The organism is Kocuria kalidii, from assembly GCF_044462225.1.
GTDB classification, from domain to species: domain Bacteria; phylum Actinomycetota; class Actinomycetes; order Actinomycetales; family Micrococcaceae; genus Kocuria; species Kocuria kalidii.
Genome location: NZ_JBISWJ010000050.1, coordinates 41,076 through 62,073 on the forward strand (window position 1 = coordinate 41,076; position 20,998 = coordinate 62,073).

A 20,998-nucleotide genomic window follows, 5' to 3' on the forward strand; every position below is an offset into this window, starting at 1 on the left:
CCGATGGATAGAGTGGGGTCCATGTCCGACACCACCAGCACCGACGGCGCGCTGCGCCGGCTCGCCGAGGCCTACCGGGTCTCCACGACCTACTCCGGATTCGACGGACGGGACCGGGAGGTCCCGGAGGCGACGCTGCGCGCCGTGCTCGACGCGCTGGGCGCGGACGCCCGCGACGACGCCGCGGTCGAGGCGTGCCTCGCCCAGCGGGAGCTGGCGCCCTGGCGGCGGGTGCTGCCCCCCGTGGTCGTGGCCGTCCAGGGGGGACGGACCCGCTTCGCGGTGCACGTCCCGCACGGCGCCCCGGTGCGCGTGACCGTCGTGGCGGAGGACGGCTCGCGCACCACGGCACCCCAGGTCGACAACTGGCGTTCGCCGCGCGACGTGGACGGCGTCCTCACCGGGCAGGCCACCTTCGAGGTGCCCGAGAGCCTCGCCGTGGGGTGGTACGAGCTCCGTGCCGAGTCCTCCGAGGCCGACGGCGGACGGTCCGCCACCGCACCGCTCGCGGTGACCCCGCGGCAGCTGGCCACCACGGACCGGCTGCACGGCCGGCACCGCTGGGGCTACATGGCGCAGATCTACTCGGTGACCTCGGGCCGGTCGTGGGGCGTGGGCGACATCTCGGACCTGGCGAGCCTCGCCGCGATCTCGGGGGAGCAGGGGGCGGACTACCTGCTGATCAACCCGCTGCACGCGGCGGAGCCCACCCCGCCGGTGGAGCCCTCGCCGTACCTGCCCACCAGCCGCCGGTTCTTCAACCCCCTCTACCTGCGCATCGCCCAGGTCCCCGAGTACGCCTACCTGCGCCCGGCCGACCTCGAGGTCGTCAACACGCTGGCCGCGATCCAGCGCAAGGACAACCTCGACACCAGCACCATCGACCGGGACAAGGCGTACGCGGCCAAGCTGAAGAGCCTCGAGCTGCTGTTCACCGTCCGCCGCTCCCCGCACCGCCAGCAGCAGCTGCGACGGTTCGTGGCCGAGGGCGGGCAGGGCCTGCAGGACTTCGGCCTGTGGTGCGCCCTGCGGGAGGAGCTCGGCGAGGACGCCCCCGAGTGGGACGACGTCGCGGCGGGCCCCGACGCCCCGTACGCCGCGGAGGCACGGACCCGGCTGTCGCGGCGGGTCGACTTCTACGTGTGGATGCAGTGGCTGCTGGACGAACAGCTCGAGTCCGCCCAGCGCGCCGCGCACCTGGCCGGGATGGACATCGGCGTGGTCCACGACCTCGCCGTCGGCGTGCACAAGCAGGGCGCCGACGCGTGGACCCTGCAGGACGTGCTGGCCTCGGGGGTGAGCGTGGGCGCCCCCGCGGACATGTACAACCAGAAGGGGCAGAACTGGTCCCAGCCCCCGTGGCACCCCGAGCGCCTGGCCGAGGCCGGGTACCTGCCCTGGCGGGACATGCTGCGCACGATCTTCCGGCACGCCGGCGGCATCCGGGTGGACCACGTGCTGGGGCTGTTCCGCCTCTGGTGGATCCCGGACGGCCTCGAGGCCTCGGACGGCGCGTACGTCTACTACGACCACGAGGCGATGGTCGGCATCCTGGCCCTCGAGGCGGAGCTCGCCGGCGCGGTCGTGGTCGGGGAGGACCTCGGCACCCTCGAGCCGTGGGTGCGGGAGTACCTCGCCGAGCGCGGCGTGCTCGGGACGTCGATCCTGTGGTTCGAGGTGGACGAGGACCAGCCCCTCCCGCCGGCGCAGTACCGGGAGCTGAGCATGGCCTCCGTCAGCACGCACGACTTCCCGCCCACCGCGGGCTTCCTGCAGGGCGTGCAGGTGGACGTGCGCCAGGAGCTCGGCCTGCTGGCCCGCCCCGTGGAGGAGGAACGGGCCGAGGCCCGCCGGCAGCTCGACACCTTCTTCGCGGCCGTCGCCGCGGACGGTTTCCTCCCCGAGGGGGAGTCCACGGACGAGCAGGGACGGATCGAGGCGCTGCACCGCTACCTGGCCCAGGCCCCGGCGCTGCTCTACAACGTCAACCTGGTGGACGCGGTCGGCGAGCGCCGGCTGCAGAACCAGCCGGGCACCGGCGACGAGTACCCCAACTGGCGCGTCCCCCTGGCCGACGACGCCGGCAACCCGGTGCTGCTCGAGCACCTGCCCGACAACGCCCGGGCGAACTCCCTGGTGCGTGCCGTCAACGAGGCGCTCGGCAACCGGACCCGCCTCCGACCGGTGGGGGAGCCGGAGCAGCCCCAGCAGACCGACCCCACGGCGACCTGACCCGCTCGCGGCCCTGATCCTCCCCGGGGCCTGAGCCGCCCCGGGCGCTTCCGCCCGCCCCCCGATCCGAGAGGACACCGCATGACGGAGCCGACGACGCCCCGCCCCGGCCCCGTGCCGCCCGCACCGCCCATCCGCTACGTCGCGCTCGGCGACTCCATGACCGAGGGGGTGGGCGACCCCGACCCCGCCCGACCCAACGGCGTCCGCGGCTGGGCCGACCTCGTGGCCGAGCAGCTGACCGCCGCCCACCCGGACACCCGCTACGCGAACCTCGCGGTCCGCGGACGGCTGCTCCGCGGGATCGTCGAGGGCCAGCTGGACGCGTGCCTGGCCCTGGAGCCGACCCTGGTGAGCCTCTACGCGGGCGGCAACGACATGCTGCGCCCCCGGGTGGACGTGGACACCCTCATGGGCGTGCACGAACAGGCCGTGGCCCGGCTGCGATCCTCCGGCGCCCAGGTGGTGCTCCTCACGGCCTTCGACCCCGGCCGGGACGCCCCCACGTCCTGGACCCGCCCCCGGCAGGCGCTCTACAACGAGCACGTCCGGGAGATCGCCGACCGGCACGGGTGCCTGGTCCTGGACTACTGGCGGATGCGCGACCTGCAGGACTGGCGCTACTGGGCGGTGGACCGGCTGCACATGTCCACCGCCGGGCACACCTACGTGGCCGCCCGGATGCTCGAGCTGCTGGGGGTGGAGCACGACCTGGAGCTGCCGTCCACGGACCGGCTGCCCGTCACCGGGAGCCCGGGGGTGCTCAAGGAGGACCTGTACTGGGCGCGGGAGTACCTGCTGCCGTGGATCGGACGGCGGCTGCGCGGGACCTCCTCCGGCGACACCGTCACCGCACGCCACCCCGGGTACACCACGCTGCTCCCGCGCCCGGTCGTCCCCGCCGGACCCGCGCCCCGCCGGGTTTGCGGGGTCCCGGGGAGCCGGTAGACTGACCCCAAGCTGGTCACGCCTGACGTCAGGTTGCGGGGAAGCCCGTGCGGGCCTAGACTTCAAGGCTGTCGTGTGGTGGAGTCCACCTTCCGGCACCTTGATCTTCACCGTCTTCATCGTGGCGAGGCCTTGGCCGGTTCCGGTCGCGGGCCTCACGAGAGGGCCCGGTTGGCGAACGGTGGCAATTCTGAAGGTGGCGGGACGCCCGTTGCCGCAGCTGAGTGATCATCTGCGGCACCCACTGCGTGCCGTCATTTCGTCAACATTGGAGGAGAACACTATGGCAGCGCACTGCCAGGTGACCGGAGCTCAGCCGGGCTTTGGGCACAGCATTTCGCACTCGCACCGCCGTACCAAGCGCCGGTTCGACCCGAACATCCAGAAGAAGCGGTACTGGGTGCCGTCGCTGCGCCGCAGCGTGACGCTCAACGTCAGCGCCAAGGGCATCAAGGTCATCGACGCCCGCGGCATCGACGCCGTCGTGACCGGCATTCTCGCACGTGGGGAGAAGATCTAGCATGGCCAAGGACAAGGACGTTCGTCCCATCATCAAGCTGAAGTCCACCGCCGGCACCGGTTTCACCTACGTGACCCGCAAGAACCGCCGCAACGACCCGGACCGCATGGTGCTCAAGAAGTACGACCCGGTCGTCCGCAAGCACGTCGATTTCCGCGAGGAGCGCTGAATCCATGGCCAAGAAGTCCAAGATCGCCAAGAACGAGCAGCGCAAGGTCGTCGTCGAGCGCTACGCCGCGAAGCGTGCCGAGCTCAAGAAGACCCTCGTCGACGAGAACGCCACCGACGAGGCCCGCGAGGAGGCCCGCCTGGGGCTGCAGAAGCTGCCCCGCGACGCCTCCCCGGTCCGTCTGCGCAACCGCGACCAGATCGACGGCCGCCCCCGCGGCACCCTCCAGAAGTTCGGCATCTCCCGCGTCCGGTTCCGCGACATGGCCCACCGCGGCGAACTGCCCGGCATCACCAAGTCCAGCTGGTAATTTCTGACGCAGGAGCGCGATCGGTCCCCGGTGCCGCGCTTTCCCACGACCCCAAGTCCAGGAGGACATGAACATGGCTAAGAACCGCAGTGAACTCGTCGCAGAGGTCGCCGAGAAGGCCGGTACCACCAACGCCGCCGTCAACGGTGTCCTGGACGCGATGTTCCAGGTCTTCGAGGAGTCCGTCTCCGCCGGTGAGAAGATCACCATCCCGGGCTGGCTGGCCGTCGAGCGCACCGACCGTGCCGCTCGCACGGGTCGCAACCCCCAGACCGGCGAGACCATCGAGATCCCGGCCGGCCACGGCGTCAAGCTGACCGCTGGTTCCAAGCTCAAGGCGGCCGTGTCCAAGAAGTAAGGACACCCGCGGGTCCGGCAACCGGACCCCGTCCCATGGTTTCGTCCGAAGGGGCGGCCCCCTCGCCGGGGCCGCCCCTTCGATGTCTCCGGCACACCTCGGCGCGGCGACCGGCCGGCTGCCTCCGCCGTGGCCGCTCCGTACGACGTCGCACCGCGGGACCGGCGCGGCGCGGTCGGGAGCGGGGGAGCGGCGCGGTGCGATGGGCGCCGTGCGATGGGCTCGGTGGAGTGGCTCGGCGTCGGAGGCGCCGCGCATAATGGGACTGCCGAGCCGAGCGGCCGGTGATCCGACGGGAGGTGGAGGCGTGAGCCCACGTGCACGGCGCCTCGCCCGCGGCTGGGCCGGAGCCGCCGCCGCCACCGCCGCCGCCGTGGTCTCCCACGCGGTTGCCGGCGGACCTCTCCCGCCCCTGCTCCTCGTGCTCCTGTCCCTGGCACTGTCCGGACCGCTGTGCACGGCCCTGGCCGGGAGGGTGCTCTCCCGGGCGTCGTTGCTGGCGGGCGTGCTGCTCAGCCAGGCCGTCCTGCACGGCATGTTCGCGGCCTCGGGCGGTGTCAGCACCGTGGTCCACGCCGCCCACCACGGCGTGTCCGGCGTCCCGGCCGGGACCGGCCCCGCGCTGGTGCTGCAGGTCCAGCCCCACGCCGGGCACGGTGGCGCGGCCATGGTCGTCTCCCACCTCCTGGCCGCCGTGGCCGGCTACGTGCTGATGCGCCACGGCGAGGTCGCGGCCGTGGTCCTCCTGGAGGCTCTGCGGTTGCGGGTGCGCCGCCTCTGGCAGGTCCTGTCGGCGCCCGTCGTCGTGGGACGGCCGTGCGCGGTGCGGGCCGGCCGCCCGCACGTGCTCACCGACCAGTCGCTGTTGCGGCCCGTGCGCTCCCACCGCGGTCCGCCGCGAGCCGTCCGTCGCCTCCTGCTCCCGGCCCTCTCCCCGGGACCCGCCGCGGCGCCGGCCGGCTGAGCCGGCCGGTCGCGGTGCGCCCTCCGGGACACCGGACGCGGCAGGACGCCCGACGGCCCCCGCTCGCCGCCCGACCGGCCCGGTCCGGCGGCCCCGGCCCACCCCGCCCTGATCGGCTCCCGAGGAGACCCCCATGCCCCCACGAACCACTCGCCGCACCGCCGCCCTGCTGGTGGCCGGCGCCCTGGCCTTCGGGCCCGCCCTGCCCGCCTCCGCCCACGACGAGCTCACCGCCGTGTCGCCCGAGCCCGACTCCGACCTGACCACCGCGCCGGAGGAGGTGGAGCTGTCGTTCTCCGGCGAGGTCATGGACATCGGGCACCAGGTGCGCGTCACCGACTCGGAGGGCCGCTCCGTGACGGACGGCCCGCTCGAGCCCGAGGGGAACCGGATCGTCCAGCCCCTGACCGAGGCCGGGACGGAGGACGAGACCTACCGCGTGGTCTGGCGGGTCGTCTCCAGCGACGGGCACCCCATCGAGGGGACCTTCACGTACGACGTCGGCTCCGGCGCCGAGCCCACCCCGGGCGCGAGCGCTCCGGCGGAGGAGCCCGCCGAGCAGGCCCAGGACGCCGCGGACCGCGCGGAGACCGGGAACGTCCCGCTCTGGGTCGTCGCGGTCGCCGGGGGAGCCGTCGCCCTCGCCGTGCTCGGACTGGTGGCCCTCGTGCCGCGGCTGCGCCGCAGGGACTGAACCGCCCCCGCGCACGGGTCCTGCCGCGGCGGACCCACCGGGGCGCTGCGGCGACAGCCGGTGCGCAGGGGCGTGCGCCCCGAGGACGGGGAGTCCCTGTGGGATCCGGCACACGCGCACGGACGGGTGCGCGCGGCGGGGGACAATGGAGGAAGGCCGCACCGTCGTCAACGGGCGGGAGTAAGGAGACGAGACCATGAGTTCGAGGACGGCAGAGCGCGCCGACCGCGGGACCGCCGCGCGGCAGGACGGCCGGGGGATCGATCCCTGGCTGCTCGCGGCCGTGCCCGTGGTGGCCCTCAGCGCGCTCGTCCTGGCCATGCTGTGGACCGGGTCCGGTGCGGCCCGGCTCGCGGCCGACCCCGGGGCCCTGGTCCGCTGGGGACTGCCCGCGGCCGAGCTCGTGCACAACGGGGCGCTGGTGGCGGTGATGGGCGCCCTGCTGTTCGCGGTGGGGATCGTCCCGAACGCCCGTGGCGGGCACCGCCGGGGCCCCCGGGACCGTGCCCCGCTCCCGGAGCACCCGCTCTTCACCGCGACGCTGCGCCTCGCCGAGGCCGCGGCCGTGGTGTGGACCGTGGCGGCCGTGGCCGTGCTCGTCCTGTCCTACTCCGACGTCGCCGGCGTGCCGGTGGGCGGTGACGGGACCTACACCCAGCAGCTGCTGCACTACGCCACGGACATCCCCACGGGACAGGCGCAGACGGCGATCGTCGTCGTGGCCGCCGTCGTGACGACCCTCGTCTTCGGGGTGCGGGCGCTGCTCGGCCTGCTGCTGACCCTGGCGCTGGCCTGCACGGCCCTCGTCGCCATGGCGCTCAACGGGCACTCCGCCGGCGGCGACGACCACATGGGCGCCGTGAACTCGCTGGGCCTGCACCTGCTCGGCGCGGGGCTGTGGACGGGCGGGCTCGTGGTGCTCGCCTGGCTCTCGCCCCTGCTGAGCGCCCCGGGCGCCGGCACCGGCACGCTGCCCGAGGGCGCCGCCCGGGGCCGTCCGTCGTCCGGGGAGCGGCAGCGGGTGCCGCTCGCGGCCGTGGTCCTGCGCCGGTTCTCCGCGGTCGCTCTCGGGGCCTTCCTCCTCGTCCTCCTCTCCGGCACGGTCAACGCCGCCGTGCGCATCGGCTCCTGGGACCAGCTGTTCAGCGGCTACGGGTGGCTCGTGCTGGTCAAGGCCGGTCTGACGCTGGGCTTCGGCCTCGCGGGCCTGGCCCACCGCGGATGGCTGGTCCCCGCGCTCGAGGCCGGCCGGCTCACGGCCCGCCGGGCGGTGTGGCAGCTGGTCCTGGGCGAGCTCCTGGTGATGGGCGCCGTCATGGGCGTCGCCGTGGCCCTGTCCCGGACGGCCCCGCCGGTGCCCGAGGAACTGGCGCCGGACGCCTCCCCGGCGCTGATCCTCACCTGGTACGAGCTGCCGCCCGAGCCCACGGCGACCTCCTGGTTCACCACGTGGCGCATCGACTGGCTCTGGCTCGCGGTCTGCGTGTTCCTCGCCGTCGTCTACCTGTGGGCGTTCGCGCGCGTCCGCGGCCGCCGGGACTCCTGGTCCGTGCTGCGCACCCTGTCGTGGCTCACCGGGCTCGGGGTGCTGTTCTACATCACCTCGGGCGGGTTCGCCGTCTACGGCCGCGTGCTGTTCTCGGCGCACATGGTCGAGCACATGGTGCTGACCATGGTGGTGCCCATCTTCCTGGTCCTGGGCGCGCCGGTCACGCTGCTGCTCAAGGCCCTGGAGTCCCGCCCGGACGGCACCCGCGGGCCCCGGGAGTGGATCCTGCGCCTCGTGCACTCCGGGTTCAGCAAGGTCGTGACCCACCCGATCTTCGCCGCCGTGAACTTCGCCGGCTCCATCGTGGTCTTCTACTTCACCCCGCTGTTCCACTTCACGCTGCACTACCACGTGGGCCACGTGCTCATGGTCGTGCACTTCCTGATCACCGGGTACCTGTTCATGCTCGTGCTGATCGGCACCGACCCGATCCCGTACCGGCCCGGCCACATGATGCGGCTCGTCCTGCTGCTCGCCACGATGGTCTACCACGCCTTCGTGGGCGTGGCCCTCATGGGCTCCGACACGCTGCTGCAGGCCTCGTGGTTCGGCAACACGGGCCGCGACTGGGGCCCCAGCGCGATCGAGGACCAGCAGCTCGGCGGGGCCCTGATGTGGGGGATCGGCGAGTTCCCCACCGTCGTCGTCGCCGTGGTCGTCGCGATCATGTGGGCGATCGAGGGCACCCGGGAGAACCGCCGCTCGGACCGCCGGGCCGAGCGCACGGACGACGCCGAGCTCAAGGCCTACAACGACATGATGGCCGGGCTCGCGGAGCGCGACGACCGCGCCGCCCGGCGCTGAGCCCCGCCCCACCACCCCACGCACCGTCCCGGAAGGACCCCCACCCATGCGCCTCACCTCCCGCGTCCGCGCCTCCGAGCTGCAGGGCCGCGCCTGGCTCAACACCGGCGGCAAGGACATCGACCTCGCCGCCCTGCGCGGCAAGGTCGTGGTCCTCGACTTCTGGTCGTTCTGCTGCATCAACTGCCTGCACGTGCTCGACGAGCTGCGCCCCCTCGAGGAGCGCTTCTCGGACGTCCTCGTCACGGTGGGCGTGCACTCCCCGAAGTTCGAGCACGAGGCCGACCCGGACGCGCTCGCCGCCGCCGTGGACCGCTACGAGGTCCACCACCCGGTGCTCGACGACCCCGAGCTGACCACGTGGGACGCGTACACGGCCCGCGCGTGGCCCACGCTGGTGGTCGTGGACCCGGAGGGCTACATCGTGGCGCACCTCTCCGGGGAGGGCCACGTCCAGGGTCTCGTCCCCCTCGTGGAGGAGATCGTGGCCGAGCACGAGAGCCGGGGCACCCTGCACCGCGGCGACGGACCGTACGTGCCGCGGCCCGCGACCGAGGGGGACCTCCGGTTCCCGGGCAAGGTGCTCCCGCTGCCGGACGGCTCGTTCCTCGTCTCGGACACGGGCCACCACCGCCTCGTCCAGCTCGGCAACGACCTCGAGACCGTCCGGCGCACGATCGGTGCGGGCAAGGGCCACACGGACGGGGACGCGGGGACCGCGCGCTTCACCGAGCCGCAGGGGCTCACGCTGCTGCCGGAGGAGGTGCGCGCGGCAGTGGGCTACGACGTGGTCGTGGCCGACTCCGTCAACCACCGGCTCCGCGGCGTGGACCTCGCCACCGGGGAGGTGCGCACGGTGGCCGGCAGCGGCGTGCAGCGGCTGCTCGACGAGGAGCGCGCCCGCGGCGTGGCGCCGAACCACATCGACCCGGACGCCGACCCGCTGGACGTGGCCCTCTCCTCCCCGTGGGACGTCGTCTGGTCCGCCCGGGCCGACCGGCTCGTGGTGGCCATGGCGGGCACCCACCAGCTGTTCTCCTTCGACCCGCGGACCGGACGGCTCGCCGTGCTCGCGGGCACGGGGGACGAGGGGCTCCTGGACGGGCCCGCCGCCGAGGCGTGGTTCGCGCAGTCCTCGGGGCTCGCGGAGGACGCCGCGGGCAACGTGTGGGTCGCCGACTCGGAGACCTCCGCCCTGCGCGTGCTCCGGTTCGACGACGACGGGGCCGTCTCCGTCGAGACCGCCGTGGGCGAGGGGCTGTTCGACTTCGGCTTCCGCGACGGCGACGCCGGCCGGGCGCGGCTGCAGCACTGCCTGGGCGTGGCGCAGCTGCCCGACGGGTCGGTCGCCGTGGCCGACACCTACAACGGCGCCGTGCGCCACTACGACCCCCGGACCGGTCAGGTGGCCACCCTGGCCCGCGGTCTGGCCGAGCCCTCCGACGTGCTGCTGGACGTCTCGGGGGAGGAGCCGCTGCTCGTCGTCGTCGAGGCCAACGCCCACCGCCTCGTGCGCGTGCCGATCCCGGCCGCCGCCCAGCGCGTCGACGAGGGGGCGTCGCGGACCCAGCGCGCGCGCACGCGGCTGGCTCCGGGCGCGCTCGGGGTCGACGTGCGCTTCGCGGCGCCGGCCGGGCAGAAGCTCGACGACCGGTGGGGCGATCCGACCCAGCTGAAGATCTCGTCCTCGCCCGGGGAGGCGCTCGTCGAGGGCGCGGGCACGGCCCAGGGCCTGCGCCGGCAGCTCGTGCTGGCCGACGGCGTCACCGAGGGCGTCCTGCACATCACCGCGCGCGCCGCGGCGTGCGACGGCGAACCGGGCGGGGAGATCCCCGACCACGCGGCCTGCCACCTGTACCAGCAGGACTGGGGCATCCCCTTCGTGCTGGACGCCGAGGGGGAGGCCGAACTGGTCCTGGACCTGCGCGGCGTCAACTGAGGAGGCGCCCCGCGCGGCGGGCTCAGCCGCGCGGGGCGACCCGCACCGTCGAGCCGTCGACGGCGAGGTCGGCCGCGACCTCGAACGGGACGGTCCGCTCGAGCCGTTCGACGTCCCCGGTGAACAGGTCGAGGGAGTCGAAGGCGATCCGCGCCGTGCCCCGTGCGGGCTCCAGGGACCAGCCTCCGCCGTCCGGCGAGCCCATGACGACCTCCGGCTCCGGATAGGACTCGATCGTCCACTCCACGTCCCCGGCGACCCGCCCGTCGAACTCGAACGAGAACGGGCAGCCGGACGGGAAGAGGGTGCTCTGCTCGGCGCAGCCGTCGAGGTGGGCCCGCAGCTGCCGGTCCACCTCCTGCTCGAGGGCCTCGGTCGGACGGGCCTCCAGGACGATCTCCGCCCGCTGGCCCGGGCCGGTCAGCACGGCGCTCACCGGATCCGCCGCCACGAGCTCGGACGCGTAGGAGGCCGTGTAGACGCCCGGGTAGAACGCGGAGAACTCCCCGGAGGACTCCGGCAGGGCCACCGACATGCCGTTCACGTCCACCGAGGTCGCCCCGGGCAGGCTGACCGTCACCGTGGGCAGCGGGGTCTCGTCGAACGCCCACACGGTGAAGAAGCCCCACTGGGTGTCCACGGGGTGCAGGCTGAACTCGGAGCTGCGCCGCTCGCCGCCGAGGGTGTAGTCGGCGCGGACCACGGCCCGCTCGCCGTCGTCCGAGACGGTGAACACCTCGAGGCCCTCGAGGTCCTCGGCCGCGGCCTCGAGCGGATCGCCGTCGAGCATGGCCGCGTTGACGTCCGGGACGCGGGCGTTGAGCAGCCCCAGGGCCTCGCCCCCGTCGCCGTCCCGCACGTCCTCGAAGTACGCCCGCACGTCCGTCTCCGGGCCGTACAGGTACTTGTTCACCAGGGCGATGGTCACGGCGGCGGCCGCCACCCCGAGCAGGACGAGGAACAGCCAGGCCCCGAGGGCCTTCAGCACGCGGACGTTGGACTCCATCCGTTCACGCTAGCCGATCGTCCACCGGCCGGTGCGTGCACCGGGCCCGGTGGGCACGTCCGGGACGCACGGGCCGCACCGGACGGGTACGCTACGTGCCGCACCCCTTCTCCACGCGCTCCCGTCCCGTCTCGTGCCGTCCCCGTCCCCGTCCCCGTCTGGAGCTGACTCCCCATGGCCGACTCCGTCCGGCAGGTCCCCGCCCGGTACGGCCCCGTCCGCGCCGTCCTGCGGCCCCGGCTGGGCTCCTACGGCCGGCGCCTGCTCTCGTGCCTGGGCCCCCTGCTGGTGGGCGCGGTGCTCCTGCTGTTCCTCTGGGCGCGGAGGCCGGCCCCCGGGGTCGCGCTCGCGGTGCTCGCGCTCGTGCTCCTGGCCGCCGCGGCGTGCTGGGTCCGGCTGCGCCCCGCCCTGGTGGTCCGCACGGACAGCCACGTCCTGCGCTCGCGCACCGTGGGCTTCGCCGCGACGCCGCTCGCGGAGCTGGAGCACGTGGTGACGGTCGGGGACCTGCGCCGCACGCCCGGGTCCCGGCGCACGGCCGGACGGCCGCACCTGTGGGCCGCGGGACGCTCGGGCCGGCGCGTCCTCGCGCTCGAGGGCCCGGTCTGGGACGCCCGCACGCTCGAGGACGTCGCCGTGGCGCTGGGTGCGCCCCGCGTCCACGTCGAGCGCACGACGGCGCGGGAGGCCGCCGCCCGGTGGCCCCGGCTCGTGCCGTGGGGGCTCCGGCACCCGCGGCTGCGCTCCGTCGCGTCCTCCGCGGGGCTGCTCGCCGTCCTCGCCCTGCTCGTGTGGCTCGCGCTCGGCCTGCCCGGGACGGGCTGAGGGACACGCGTGCGAGGAGCCCGCCGCCCCGGGAACGGGCGGCGGGCTCCTCGGGCACCGGGCTCCTCGGGCACCGGGCTCCTCGGGCACCGGTGCAGCGGGCCGTGCTCAGCCGGTGGTGGCCAGCTGCTCGCGGGCGCGCGCGATCTCGGCCTTGCGCTCCTCGACGGCCTCGCGGGTCAGCTCGGCCCCCGCCTCGGCGTCCCGGGTCAGGTTGTCGCCCGTCTCGGGGTCGAAGACGTGCATCCGGCGGGTGTCCACCCAGATCTTGCCCTGGGTCCCCCCGCGGATGCGGGAGGTGGCGTCCAGGGACACGACGATCTGCGGGTGCATCTCGTCCCCGTCGAGATCCTGCGCCAGCTCGTCCAGCTTCGCCTTGACCGTGGCGTCCGGCTCGTAGTTGATGTAGCCGTACTGCTCGTTGCCCATCCACTCCGTGTGGGTCAGCTCGGCGTCGAAGACGGTCCCGCGGGAGACCTTCGCCTCGTCCACGAACTTGGCGTCCTCGAAGTGCTCCGGACGCAGGCCCAGGAGCACGATCGACCCGTCCGCGGGCAGCTTGCCGGTGGCCTGGTCGGGCACCGGGATCTGCCCCAGCGGGGTCTCGAACGTGTTCCCCTGCACGTGCGCCGGGAGGAAGTTCATCGACGGGGAGCCGATGAACCCCGCCACGAACAGGTTCGCCGGCTGCTCGTAGAGCTCCCGGGGCGAGGCGATCTGCTGCAGAATGCCCTTCTTGAGCACGGCCACGCGGTCGCCGAGGGTCATGGCCTCCGTCTGGTCGTGGGTCACGTAGACCGAGGTGATGCCCATGCGGCGCTGGAGCTGGGCGATCTCGGTGCGCATCTGGCCGCGCAGCTTCGCATCCAGGTTGGACAGGGGCTCGTCGAACAGGAACGCGTCGGCGTCCCGCACGATGGCCCGGCCCATCGCCACCCGCTGGCGCTGGCCGCCCGAGAGGTTGGCCGGCTTGCGCTCCAGGTGGTCGTTGAGGTCGAGGGTGTCCGACGCGACCCGCACCTTGCGGTCGATCTCCTCGTCGGAGAACTTCCCCTTGGACAGCCGCAGCGGGAACGCGATGTTCTCGTACACGGTCAGGTGCGGGTAGAGCGCGTAGTTCTGGAACACCATCGACAGGTTGCGCTCGCGGGGCTCCTTCTCGTTGACCCGCTGCCCGTCGATGAGCAGGTCCCCGGACGTGATGTCCTCGAGGCCCACGATCATGCGCAGCAGGGTGGACTTGCCGCAGCCCGAGGGGCCCACGAGGATCAGGAACTCGCCGTCGGCGATGTCGATCGAGACGTCGTTGACGGCGGGGAACCCGTCGTCGTACTTCTTGACGAGGTGGTTGAGGGTGATGGATGCCATCTGGGACTCAGTCCTTCGGTCGTGTCTGGGAATGCTGAGGGGCGGTGCGGGCTCAGCCCTTGACCGCGCCCTGGGTCAGGCCGGAGACGATCTGGCGCTGGAAGAGCAGCACCAGCAGCACCACCGGGATGGTGACGATGATGGCCGCCGCGGAGATCGCGCCCGCCGGGTCCTCGAACTGCGAGGCACCGGTGAAGAACGCGAGCGCCGCCGGGACGGGCCGGGCCGCCTCGGTGGAGGTGAGGCCGATGCCGTAGACGAAGTCGTTCCACGCGATGAAGAACGCGATGATCGCCGTCGTGAACACTCCGGGCAGGGCCAGCGGAACGATGACCTTGGTGAACGCCTGCCAGGTGGTGGCGCCGTCCACCTGGGCCGCCCGCTCGAGGTCCCACGGGATCTGCTGGAAGAACGCCGTCAGCGTCCAGATGGAGATCGGCAGCGTCAGCGAGAGGTAGGGGATGATCAGGCCGGGCCAGGTGTCGTACAGCCCGATCTGGCGCCACAGGTTGAACAGCGGGGTCACGATCGAGACGACGGGGAACATGGACACGGCCAGTGCGACCGTCAGGATCATCTTCTTGCCGGGGAAGTCCAGGCGGGCGATCGCGTAGGCGCAGAGCGTGGCGAGGATCACGGCGATGGCCGTGGCGATCAGGCAGATGCCGATCGAGTTGCGCAACGACGGGAGGAACAGGTCCCTCGCGGAGCCGACGAAGATCGACGAGTAGTTCTCCCCGACCCACTGCGTGGGCAGGAACCTCCCGGATGTCAGGTCCGCCGGCGTCTTGAAGGACGTCATGAGGATCGACAGCACGGGGAACAGGGCGTAGATCAGGACCAGGACCGACACGACGGCCCATCCGACCTTCTGCTTGGTGGACATGGGCGGTTACCTTCCCTTCCCGGCGCCGGCGAGGTCGACCTTGAACACCTTGATGGCGAGGAAGGCGATCAGCAGCACGCAGACGAACAGGATCACGGAGATCGCGGAGCCGAGTCCGATCTCCAGTCGGCCGATGGACGTGCGGTAGGCGAGCAGCGACAGCGTCTCGGTGCCGTACTGCCCCTGGGTCATGATGAAGATGTTGTCGAAGATGCGGAACGCGTCCAGGGCGCGGAACACGACGGCCACCATGATCGCGGCCTTCATGTTGGGCAGGATCACCCGGGACATCCGCTGCCACCACGTGGCGCCGTCCACCCGGGCGGCCTCGGTGTACTCGCTCGGCACCTGGGCCAGCCCGGAGAGCAGCAGCAGCGAGATGAACGGCGTGGTCTTCCAGATCTCGGAGGCCATGATCACGAACAGGGCCGACCAGGTGTTGGAGAACCAGTTGAAGTCCGGGTCGATGCCCGGCACCCAGGAGAACCAGTTGTTGATGTAGCCGGTCGTGATGTCGAAGGCGTAGAACCACGCGAAGGCCGAGACCACGGTGATGATGCCGTAGGGCACCAGGATCGCGGTGCGCAGCAGCCCCCGGGTGTTGCGGATCGCGTTGTTCATCACGAGGGCCAGGGCGAAGCCCAGGACGAGCTCGACGATCACGGTGACCACCGTGATCAGCACCGTCACGCCCAGGTCCCGCCAGAACACGAAGTCGGAGAGGACGGTCGCGTAGTTCCCGAGGAAGACGAACTCCCTGTTCCCCGGGTCGGTGAGCCGGAACGAGAACAGGGAGTCCCACAGGGCCTGGAGGATCGGGTACATGGTGACCAGCAGCATCACGATGAACGCCGGCCCGGCGAGCATCCAGCCGAGCTTCCGCTCCGACCGCGCGCGGTCGGACATGGCGGGCCGGGCGCTGCGGCGCCCCGTCACCGGCGCGGGGGCGGCCTCCCGGGCGCCGGTGCCGGGGGCGTTGGGGTTCACGACGGAGCTCATAGCAGCTGTTCTCCTCTCAGGACGGCCTCGATGAACTCGGCGGTCTCGCGGGGCGTGTTCTCGGTGACTGACGCCGGCGGCGTCCACTCCTGCTGGATGGCGGTGGAGACCTCGTTGTAGTACGGGGTCTGCGGCCGCGGCGCGGCCTGCTCGAGGGACTCGCGGATGGTCTCGTACATCGGGAAGGCCTCCTGGACCTCCGGGTCCTCGTAGGCGGCCTCGGACGCCGCCGGGTTGCCGTTGGTCACGAAGTAGTACGCCTGGTTCTCCGGCTGCACGACGCACTCCACGGCCTCCCAGGCGAGCTCCTGGTGCTCGGACGTGGCGCCCACGCCCAGGTTGATCCCGCCCAGCGGCGGAGCGGACGGCTCGTCCTCGTTCACGCGCGGCCACAGGCCCCAGCCGATGTCCTCGAGCACGGCCTGGTCCACTGTGCCCTCCTCCACGGCCGCGGCGGTGGCCGCGTAGATGAAGGGCCAGTTGACCATGAACGAGCCGTCGTCGGACTGGAACTGGTTCAGGGACGCGGCCTCGTCGGAGGTCGGCAGTCCCGGCCCGCCGAGCCCGTCGCGGCCGATGGTGCCGACGATGTCGGCGGCCTGCTGCGCGGCCTCCGAGTCCATGCCGATCACGATCTCGTCGGCCGGGGCCTCGGGGTTCTCGATGATCTCGCCGCCCGCGGACTTGATCAGGCCGTTGACCCACACGGTCATCGACTCCGCCGAGGTTCCCTGCACACCCAGGTACTTGTCCTGCTCCCGGGCGGCGTCCATGATCTGCTGCCAGGTGACCGGCTCGTCCATGTCCAGGCCGGCGGCCTCCGCCACGGACTCCCGGTACCAGAGCAGCTGCGTGTTCGCCCAGAACGGCACGGAGACCAGTTCGTCGTTCCACTTCGCACCCTCGAGAGGCCCGGCCAGCACGTCCTGGGTGGTGGCCTCCTCGACGTCCGCCGGCACGGGGGCCAGGAAGTCCGGCTCGGCCAGCTCGGGGATGAAGGGCGGGTCGAGGCTCATGATGTCCATCGAGGTGTCCCCGGCGGCGAGGCGCCGGGCGAGCTGCTCGCGCTGCGACGCGGCATCGCGGGGCAGCAGTGCGGTCTCGATGTTGTACCGGCCGTCCGACTCCTCGGAGCAGCGCTGGGCGAGCTCCGCCTGGCCGCCGGCGTCGGGGTTGATGTACCAGGTCAGGGTCGGGGTGCCGCCGGCGTCGGCGTCACCGCATCCCGTCAGGATCAGGACGCCCACAGCGCCGAGGGAGGCGGCGGTGCTGAGCCGTCGCCTGCCCGGGGCTCTGTGGGGGTGTGAGGTGGTGGTCAACGGTCTGTTCCTCCCCTTCGGCGATGTGGCGGTCCGCGTGGGACGTCGAGGGGATCCTGTGGGACCCGGTCGGCGGGTCGGCCGGCGACGGATGCTGTCGGTCGACCGCTCCTGTGCGGAGCCTTCAGTCTATGAGTGGTCTACCTCACAGACCAGTAACCTGACGGTTCGGAGAGGTGTGGCTCGTCGTGCGTGCCGTTCCCGCCTCTCCTGCCGCCCGGTGCGGCCCGTCCGCCGGGACCGTCGGGGCCGGTGTCCGGCTCAGGAGAGCAGCAGGGCCACCCCGGCCATGGTGAGCATCGCGACCACGGTGGTGACGAGCACGGTGTCGCGGCACAGCCGTTCGGCGCGGCCGTAGCGCACGGCCGCGACGTAGATGTTCTGGGCGGTGGGCAGGGCGGCCATGACCACCACGGAGTAGAGCAGGTGCCCGTCCAGGCCGAGTGCGTACCGGGCGAAGAGGTAGGCCAGGACGGGGTGCAGCAGCAGTTTGAGGACGGAGGCCAGGACCACGTCGCGGCGGGGGCCGGCCCCGCGCTGCAGCGGCACCGCGCCCACCAGGGAGATGCCGAAGGCCAGCAGCATCGCCGGGATCGAGGCCCCCGCGACCAGTTCCACCGGTTCGTGCACGAGCTCCGGCAGCTGCCAGCCGGTGACGGCGAACAGGATCCCGAGCCCGGAGCCCACGATGATCGGGTTGCGCACCACGTTGCCCAGCACGCTGCCCGGGCTCGGGCGGCGCCCGTCGGTGAGGGTGTCCATGACGGTGAGGTACACGGGGGTGTTGAGGGCCAGCTGGAACAGGATGACGGGCACCACCATGGTGGCGTCGTCAAGGACGAAGATGGCGATCGGGATGCCGAGGTTGGCGGAGTTGACCTGGGAGGCGGCCTGGGCGCCCATCACGGTGGTGGCCGCGTCGCGGCGCAGCACCCACCGGGCGATCGCGGCGTAGACCAGGGTGGTGGCCACCGCCGAGACGGCCGCGACCAGCAGCGGCGCGGAGAGGATCCGCGCGATGTCGGCCTCGGAGATGGTCAGGAACAGCAGCGGTGGGCTGGCCACGTAGAAGGCGAACTTGCTCAGCACCAGCTGTCCCTGAGGACCCAGCACCCTGCGCCGGCCGACCACGTAGCCGGCGCCGATGATCGCCCACACGATGAAGAACCCCGAGAACACTCCGGTCACGGGACCCTCCCTCGCGCTGCTGCGGGTCCGCGTCCGCGGGCCCCTACAGTTCTATCCCATCCCCGGCCCGACCGCGGGCAGGCCGGAGCGGGTCACGCGACGGGCAGGTCTGCGCGGGCGGCGGCCAGGGTCCGGGAGTGCGGGGGGCGTGCGACGCCGTCGAGCAGGGCCTCCGCGGGGTCCGTCCCGAGGTCGGCGATCCGGTTGTCCGCGTCCACGTGGACGACGGACGGGACGTGGGCGCGGGCCTCGGCGTCGTCCATCTGCGCGTAGCTGATGAGGATGACGATGTCCCCGGGGTGCACGAGGTGGGCGGCGGCGCCGTTGATCCCGACGACGCCGGAACCGCGCTCGCCGGCGATCGTGTAGGTCTCCAGGCGGGCGCCGTTGGTGACGTCCACGATGGAGACGAGCTCGCCGGGAAGGATGTCGGCGGCGTCGAGCAGGTCCTGGTCGACGGTGACCGAGCCGACGTAGTGGAGGTCGGCCTGGGTCACGACGGCACGGTGGATCTTGGCCTTGAACATGGTGCGCAGCATGACGGGAGAGGTGCTCCTCGTGGGCGGGTGCGGGCCTCGGGCGCGAGGCCCGGGAGGGTCGTTCCGGGCGGTCCTCGTCCCGGTGTGGCGGGGCGACGGGCGCGGGAACATCCTACCGCGCGGCCCCGGGGGACGACGAACGCCCCGGCCTGGTCGGCGCGGGGCGTTCGGTGGGGGAGCGGCTGACGGGAATCGAACCCGCGTATCAGGCTTGGGAAGCGTGCGCTCTACCATTGAGCTACAGCCGCACAGTCGTGCACAGCCCGGCGCGTGCACCGGACGACGACAGCAACCACTCTACACCACCCACCGGGACGGGGTCGGGCGGGCGGAGGTCGCCGGGGGCGGGGAGGCGGTGCGATACCTTGGGGACCGTGCTGATCTCTGACCGCGACATCCGCCGGGAGCTCGACGGCGGCAGGGTCGTCCTCGAGCCCTACGACCCCGCCCTGATCCAGCCCGCCAGCATCGACGTGCGGCTGGACCGCTGGTTCCGGCTCTTCGACAACCACAAGTACGCGCACATCGACCCGTCCGAGGAGCAGCCCGGCCTCACCCGCCTGGTGGAGGTCGACCCGGACGAGGCCTTCGTGCTCCACCCGGGGGAGTTCGTGCTGGGGTCGACCTATGAGAAGGTCACCCTGCCGGACGACATCGCCGCCCGGCTCGAGGGCAAGTCGTCGCTGGGGCGGCTGGGTCTGCTGACCCACTCCACGGCGGGGTTCATCGACCCGGGGTTCTCGGGGCACGTCACGCTCGAGCTGTCCAACATGGCGACGCTGCCCATCAAGCTGTGGCCGGGCTCCAAGGTGGGGCAGCTGTGCTTCTTCCAGCTCTCCTCGCCCGCCGAGCACCCGTACGGGGACGGCGCCTACGCCAACCGGTACCAGGGGCAGCGCGGACCCACGGCGTCGCGCAGCCACCTCGGCTTCTCCCGCACCCGCATCTGACGGCTCACGCCCCGGCACCCCCTGCGCCCGGGGCACCTGCATCCGGCGGCCCAGCGCCCGGCGGCCCACCGCCCACTGCCCGTCGGTCCACTGCCCGTCGGTCCACTGTCCGCCGGCTCACCGCTCGGCGGGCTCTCCTGCCGCCGCCGGTGCCGCGGTCTTCGGGTCGCGCGCGCCCAGCAGCAGGAGCAGGCCCACGCCGATCACCAGGAGGATCCCGAGGATGCCCCAGCGCTGCGCGCCGAGCACGGAGACGAACACCGCGAACAGGGTGGGGGCCAGGAAGCTCACGGCCCGGCCCGTGGTGGCGTAGAGGCCGAACAGCGCGCCCTCCTGCCCGGCGCTCGTGAGCCGGCCGAGGAACGTGCGGGACGCGGACTGCGCGGGACCCACGAACAGGCAGAGCAGCAGTCCGCAGACCCAGAACGCGGCCGTGCCCTCCAGGAAGAGCAGCGGGGTGCCGGCCAGCAGGATGCCGACCAGCGACGCCACGATGACGCGCTTGGGGCCCACCCGGTCGTCGAGCCGTCCGCCCGCGAGCGCGCCCACGCCGGCGGCCACGTTGCCGACGATGGCGAAGACGATGACCTCGCTCAGGGTGAAGCCGAACGTGCCGGCCGCGATGACGCCCCCGAAGGTGAACACCGCGTTGAGGCCGTCCCGGAACACGGCGGAGGAGAGCAGGAACCACAGCGTCTGGGGGGCGTCCCGGTACAGGCCCCGCAGGGTCTCCCACAGCTGCCGGTAGGACCGGGCCACCGAGGGGCGCGGTCCCCGGCGGGCCGGACGGATCTCGGGCACCACCAGCAGGACGGGGACCGAGAACAGCGCGATCCACAGCCCCGAGAAGAGGGCCACGGCCCGGACGTTGAGCGCATCGTCCTCCGGGAGGCCGAGCAGGCCCGGGGTGATGAAGCCGAACAGCACGATCGACAGCGCCACGATGCCGCCGAAGTAGCCCATCGCCCAGCCCTGTCCGCTCACCCGGCCGATGTGCTCGCGGCCCGCGATCCCGGGCAGCATCGCGTTGTAGTTGACCACGGCGAACTCGTCGAAGACGTTGGCGAGCGCCAGCAGGCCCACGCCCAGGTAGAGGAACGGCTGGTCCGGGTAGACGAGGAAGCACAGGGCGGTCAGCAGCGCCGTGAGCATCGTGTTGATCCCCAGCCACAGCTTGCGCCGGCCCGCGCCGTCGCTGCGCTGCCCCACCACGGGAGCCAGCACCGCCACGACGACGCCCGCGGCGCCGATGCCGTAGCCCAGCACCTGCGAGGCGTGGTCCTCCCCGCCGAACGGGGCGCTCGTCAGGTAGACCGTGAACACGAACGTGGTCATCACGGCGTTGAAGGCGGCGGACCCGGCGTCCCACAGGCTCCAGGCCCACACGTGCGAGCGGCGCGGCGCGAACGGCGCCGCGGGGAGGGCGGAGGA

The 20,998-nt window shown here is 72.7% G+C and carries 20 protein-coding genes and 1 tRNA gene; 12 read left to right on the forward strand and 9 right to left on the reverse strand.

Annotated features, from left to right (window positions below; all coding sequences use genetic code 11):
- Window positions 1-21 precede the first annotated feature (21 nt).
- The 10 genes from malQ (at window position 22) to ACH9D3_RS07675 (ending at window position 10,487) form a co-directional block, all read left to right on the forward strand.
- Entirely contained in the window at window positions 22-2,232 is a 2,211-nt protein-coding gene (gene malQ, locus ACH9D3_RS07630) for a 4-alpha-glucanotransferase (protein ID WP_396398554.1), read from the forward strand.
- Between the two features lie 81 nt (window positions 2,233-2,313).
- Window positions 2,314-3,180 (forward strand): GDSL-type esterase/lipase family protein, encoded by an 867-nt coding sequence (locus ACH9D3_RS07635; RefSeq protein ID WP_396410470.1) that lies wholly within the window; start codon window positions 2,314-2,316, stop codon window positions 3,178-3,180.
- A 283-nt stretch (window positions 3,181-3,463) separates the two neighbouring features.
- On the forward strand, window positions 3,464-3,700 hold the full coding sequence (gene rpmB, locus ACH9D3_RS07640; protein WP_396398552.1) for a 50S ribosomal protein L28: 237 nt from the start codon (window positions 3,464-3,466) through the stop codon (window positions 3,698-3,700).
- A gap of 1 nt (window position 3,701) precedes the next feature.
- The gene (gene rpmG / locus ACH9D3_RS07645) at window positions 3,702-3,869 is read left to right on the forward strand and encodes a 50S ribosomal protein L33 (protein ID WP_017832642.1); all 168 of its coding nucleotides are present in this window, start codon (window positions 3,702-3,704) and stop codon (window positions 3,867-3,869) included.
- Between the two features lie 4 nt (window positions 3,870-3,873).
- Window positions 3,874-4,179: a 30S ribosomal protein S14 gene (gene rpsN, locus ACH9D3_RS07650; RefSeq protein ID WP_017832641.1), complete on the forward strand. Its 306-nt coding sequence runs from the start codon at window positions 3,874-3,876 to the stop codon at window positions 4,177-4,179.
- A 73-nt stretch (window positions 4,180-4,252) separates the two neighbouring features.
- Window positions 4,253-4,537 carry an HU family DNA-binding protein gene (locus ACH9D3_RS07655; RefSeq protein WP_031282576.1) on the forward strand — a complete coding sequence of 95 codons (285 nt, stop codon included), beginning with the start codon at window positions 4,253-4,255 and terminating at the stop codon, window positions 4,535-4,537.
- A 307-nt stretch (window positions 4,538-4,844) separates the two neighbouring features.
- Entirely contained in the window at window positions 4,845-5,501 is a 657-nt protein-coding gene (locus ACH9D3_RS07660; protein ID WP_396410471.1) for a hypothetical protein, read from the forward strand.
- A 133-nt stretch (window positions 5,502-5,634) separates the two neighbouring features.
- Window positions 5,635-6,195, forward strand: a complete 561-nt coding sequence (locus tag ACH9D3_RS07665) for a copper resistance protein CopC (protein WP_396410472.1) — start codon at window positions 5,635-5,637, stop codon at window positions 6,193-6,195.
- A gap of 196 nt (window positions 6,196-6,391) precedes the next feature.
- Window positions 6,392-8,548, forward strand: coding sequence for a cytochrome c oxidase assembly protein (locus tag ACH9D3_RS07670; RefSeq protein WP_396410473.1), 2,157 nt, complete (start codon window positions 6,392-6,394; stop codon window positions 8,546-8,548).
- Window positions 8,549-8,594: 46 nt separating this feature from the next.
- Complete coding sequence (locus ACH9D3_RS07675; protein ID WP_396398548.1) at window positions 8,595-10,487, forward strand: NHL domain-containing thioredoxin family protein; 1,893 nt, start codon at window positions 8,595-8,597, stop codon at window positions 10,485-10,487.
- Window positions 10,488-10,509: 22 nt separating this feature from the next.
- Here the strand turns inward: ACH9D3_RS07675 and ACH9D3_RS07680 are convergent, their stop codons facing one another.
- Window positions 10,510-11,493, reverse strand: a complete 984-nt coding sequence (locus ACH9D3_RS07680; RefSeq protein WP_396410474.1) for a hypothetical protein — start codon at window positions 11,491-11,493, stop codon at window positions 10,510-10,512.
- A gap of 174 nt (window positions 11,494-11,667) precedes the next feature.
- Here ACH9D3_RS07680 and ACH9D3_RS07685 point away from each other — a divergent pair, with 174 nt between their 5' ends.
- A complete protein-coding gene (locus ACH9D3_RS07685) occupies window positions 11,668-12,318 on the forward strand; it encodes a hypothetical protein (protein WP_396410475.1) in 651 nt (216 codons plus the stop codon).
- A 108-nt stretch (window positions 12,319-12,426) separates the two neighbouring features.
- Here the strand turns inward: ACH9D3_RS07685 and ACH9D3_RS07690 are convergent, their stop codons facing one another.
- From ACH9D3_RS07690 to ACH9D3_RS07720, 7 genes are all read right to left on the reverse strand, one after another.
- Window positions 12,427-13,686, reverse strand: a complete 1,260-nt coding sequence (locus ACH9D3_RS07690; RefSeq protein ID WP_396398545.1) for an ABC transporter ATP-binding protein — start codon at window positions 13,684-13,686, stop codon at window positions 12,427-12,429.
- Between the two features lie 52 nt (window positions 13,687-13,738).
- Window positions 13,739-14,572 carry an ABC transporter permease subunit gene (locus tag ACH9D3_RS07695; protein WP_396410476.1) on the reverse strand — a complete coding sequence of 278 codons (834 nt, stop codon included), beginning with the start codon at window positions 14,570-14,572 and terminating at the stop codon, window positions 13,739-13,741.
- Window positions 14,573-14,578: 6 nt separating this feature from the next.
- Window positions 14,579-15,571, reverse strand: coding sequence for an ABC transporter permease subunit (locus ACH9D3_RS07700; protein WP_396410477.1), 993 nt, complete (start codon window positions 15,569-15,571; stop codon window positions 14,579-14,581).
- Entirely contained in the window at window positions 15,568-16,890 is a 1,323-nt protein-coding gene (locus tag ACH9D3_RS07705) for an extracellular solute-binding protein (protein ID WP_396410478.1), read from the reverse strand. Before ACH9D3_RS07705 ends, ACH9D3_RS07700 begins: the two co-directional genes overlap by 4 nt.
- Before the next feature lie 261 nt (window positions 16,891-17,151).
- Entirely contained in the window at window positions 17,152-18,078 is a 927-nt protein-coding gene (locus ACH9D3_RS07710) for an AEC family transporter (protein ID WP_396398541.1), read from the reverse strand.
- A 92-nt stretch (window positions 18,079-18,170) separates the two neighbouring features.
- Window positions 18,171-18,617, reverse strand: coding sequence for an aspartate 1-decarboxylase (gene panD, locus ACH9D3_RS07715; RefSeq protein ID WP_396398540.1), 447 nt, complete (start codon window positions 18,615-18,617; stop codon window positions 18,171-18,173).
- A gap of 177 nt (window positions 18,618-18,794) precedes the next feature.
- Window positions 18,795-18,865, reverse strand: a tRNA-Gly gene (locus ACH9D3_RS07720).
- Between the two features lie 126 nt (window positions 18,866-18,991).
- On the opposite strand from ACH9D3_RS07720, the gene dcd reads away from it, so the two are divergent.
- Window positions 18,992-19,567 carry a dCTP deaminase gene (gene dcd, locus ACH9D3_RS07725; protein ID WP_396398539.1) on the forward strand — a complete coding sequence of 192 codons (576 nt, stop codon included), beginning with the start codon at window positions 18,992-18,994 and terminating at the stop codon, window positions 19,565-19,567.
- A gap of 117 nt (window positions 19,568-19,684) precedes the next feature.
- On the opposite strand, the gene ACH9D3_RS07730 is transcribed toward dcd, so the two are convergent.
- Window positions 19,685-20,998: MFS transporter (locus tag ACH9D3_RS07730; RefSeq protein ID WP_396410479.1), on the reverse strand; the 1,314-nt coding region annotated here is incomplete at its 5' end.

Bases quoted from the DNA above. Each gene is read 5' to 3' on its own strand.
- ACH9D3_RS07635 (WP_396410470.1), top strand. From the start codon at position 2,314: ATGACGGAGCCGACGACGCCCCGCCCCGGCCCCGTGCCGCCCGCACCG.
- ACH9D3_RS07675 (WP_396398548.1), top strand. From the start codon at position 8,595: ATGCGCCTCACCTCCCGCGTCCGCGCCTCCGAGCTGCAGGGCCGCGCC.
- ACH9D3_RS07665 (WP_396410472.1), top strand. From the start codon at position 5,635: ATGCCCCCACGAACCACTCGCCGCACCGCCGCCCTGCTGGTGGCCGGC.
- ACH9D3_RS07700 (WP_396410477.1), bottom strand. From the start codon at position 15,571: ATGAGCTCCGTCGTGAACCCCAACGCCCCCGGCACCGGCGCCCGGGAG.
- ACH9D3_RS07685 (WP_396410475.1), top strand. From the start codon at position 11,668: ATGGCCGACTCCGTCCGGCAGGTCCCCGCCCGGTACGGCCCCGTCCGC.
- panD (WP_396398540.1), bottom strand. From the start codon at position 18,617: ATGCTGCGCACCATGTTCAAGGCCAAGATCCACCGTGCCGTCGTGACC.
- ACH9D3_RS07695 (WP_396410476.1), bottom strand. From the start codon at position 14,572: ATGTCCACCAAGCAGAAGGTCGGATGGGCCGTCGTGTCGGTCCTGGTC.
- ACH9D3_RS07655 (WP_031282576.1), top strand. From the start codon at position 4,253: ATGGCTAAGAACCGCAGTGAACTCGTCGCAGAGGTCGCCGAGAAGGCC.
- rpmG (WP_017832642.1), top strand. From the start codon at position 3,702: ATGGCCAAGGACAAGGACGTTCGTCCCATCATCAAGCTGAAGTCCACC.
- ACH9D3_RS07670 (WP_396410473.1), top strand. From the start codon at position 6,392: ATGAGTTCGAGGACGGCAGAGCGCGCCGACCGCGGGACCGCCGCGCGG.
- rpmB (WP_396398552.1), top strand. From the start codon at position 3,464: ATGGCAGCGCACTGCCAGGTGACCGGAGCTCAGCCGGGCTTTGGGCAC.
- ACH9D3_RS07680 (WP_396410474.1), bottom strand. From the start codon at position 11,493: ATGGAGTCCAACGTCCGCGTGCTGAAGGCCCTCGGGGCCTGGCTGTTC.
- ACH9D3_RS07690 (WP_396398545.1), bottom strand. From the start codon at position 13,686: ATGGCATCCATCACCCTCAACCACCTCGTCAAGAAGTACGACGACGGG.
- malQ (WP_396398554.1), top strand. From the start codon at position 22: ATGTCCGACACCACCAGCACCGACGGCGCGCTGCGCCGGCTCGCCGAG.
- rpsN (WP_017832641.1), top strand. From the start codon at position 3,874: ATGGCCAAGAAGTCCAAGATCGCCAAGAACGAGCAGCGCAAGGTCGTC.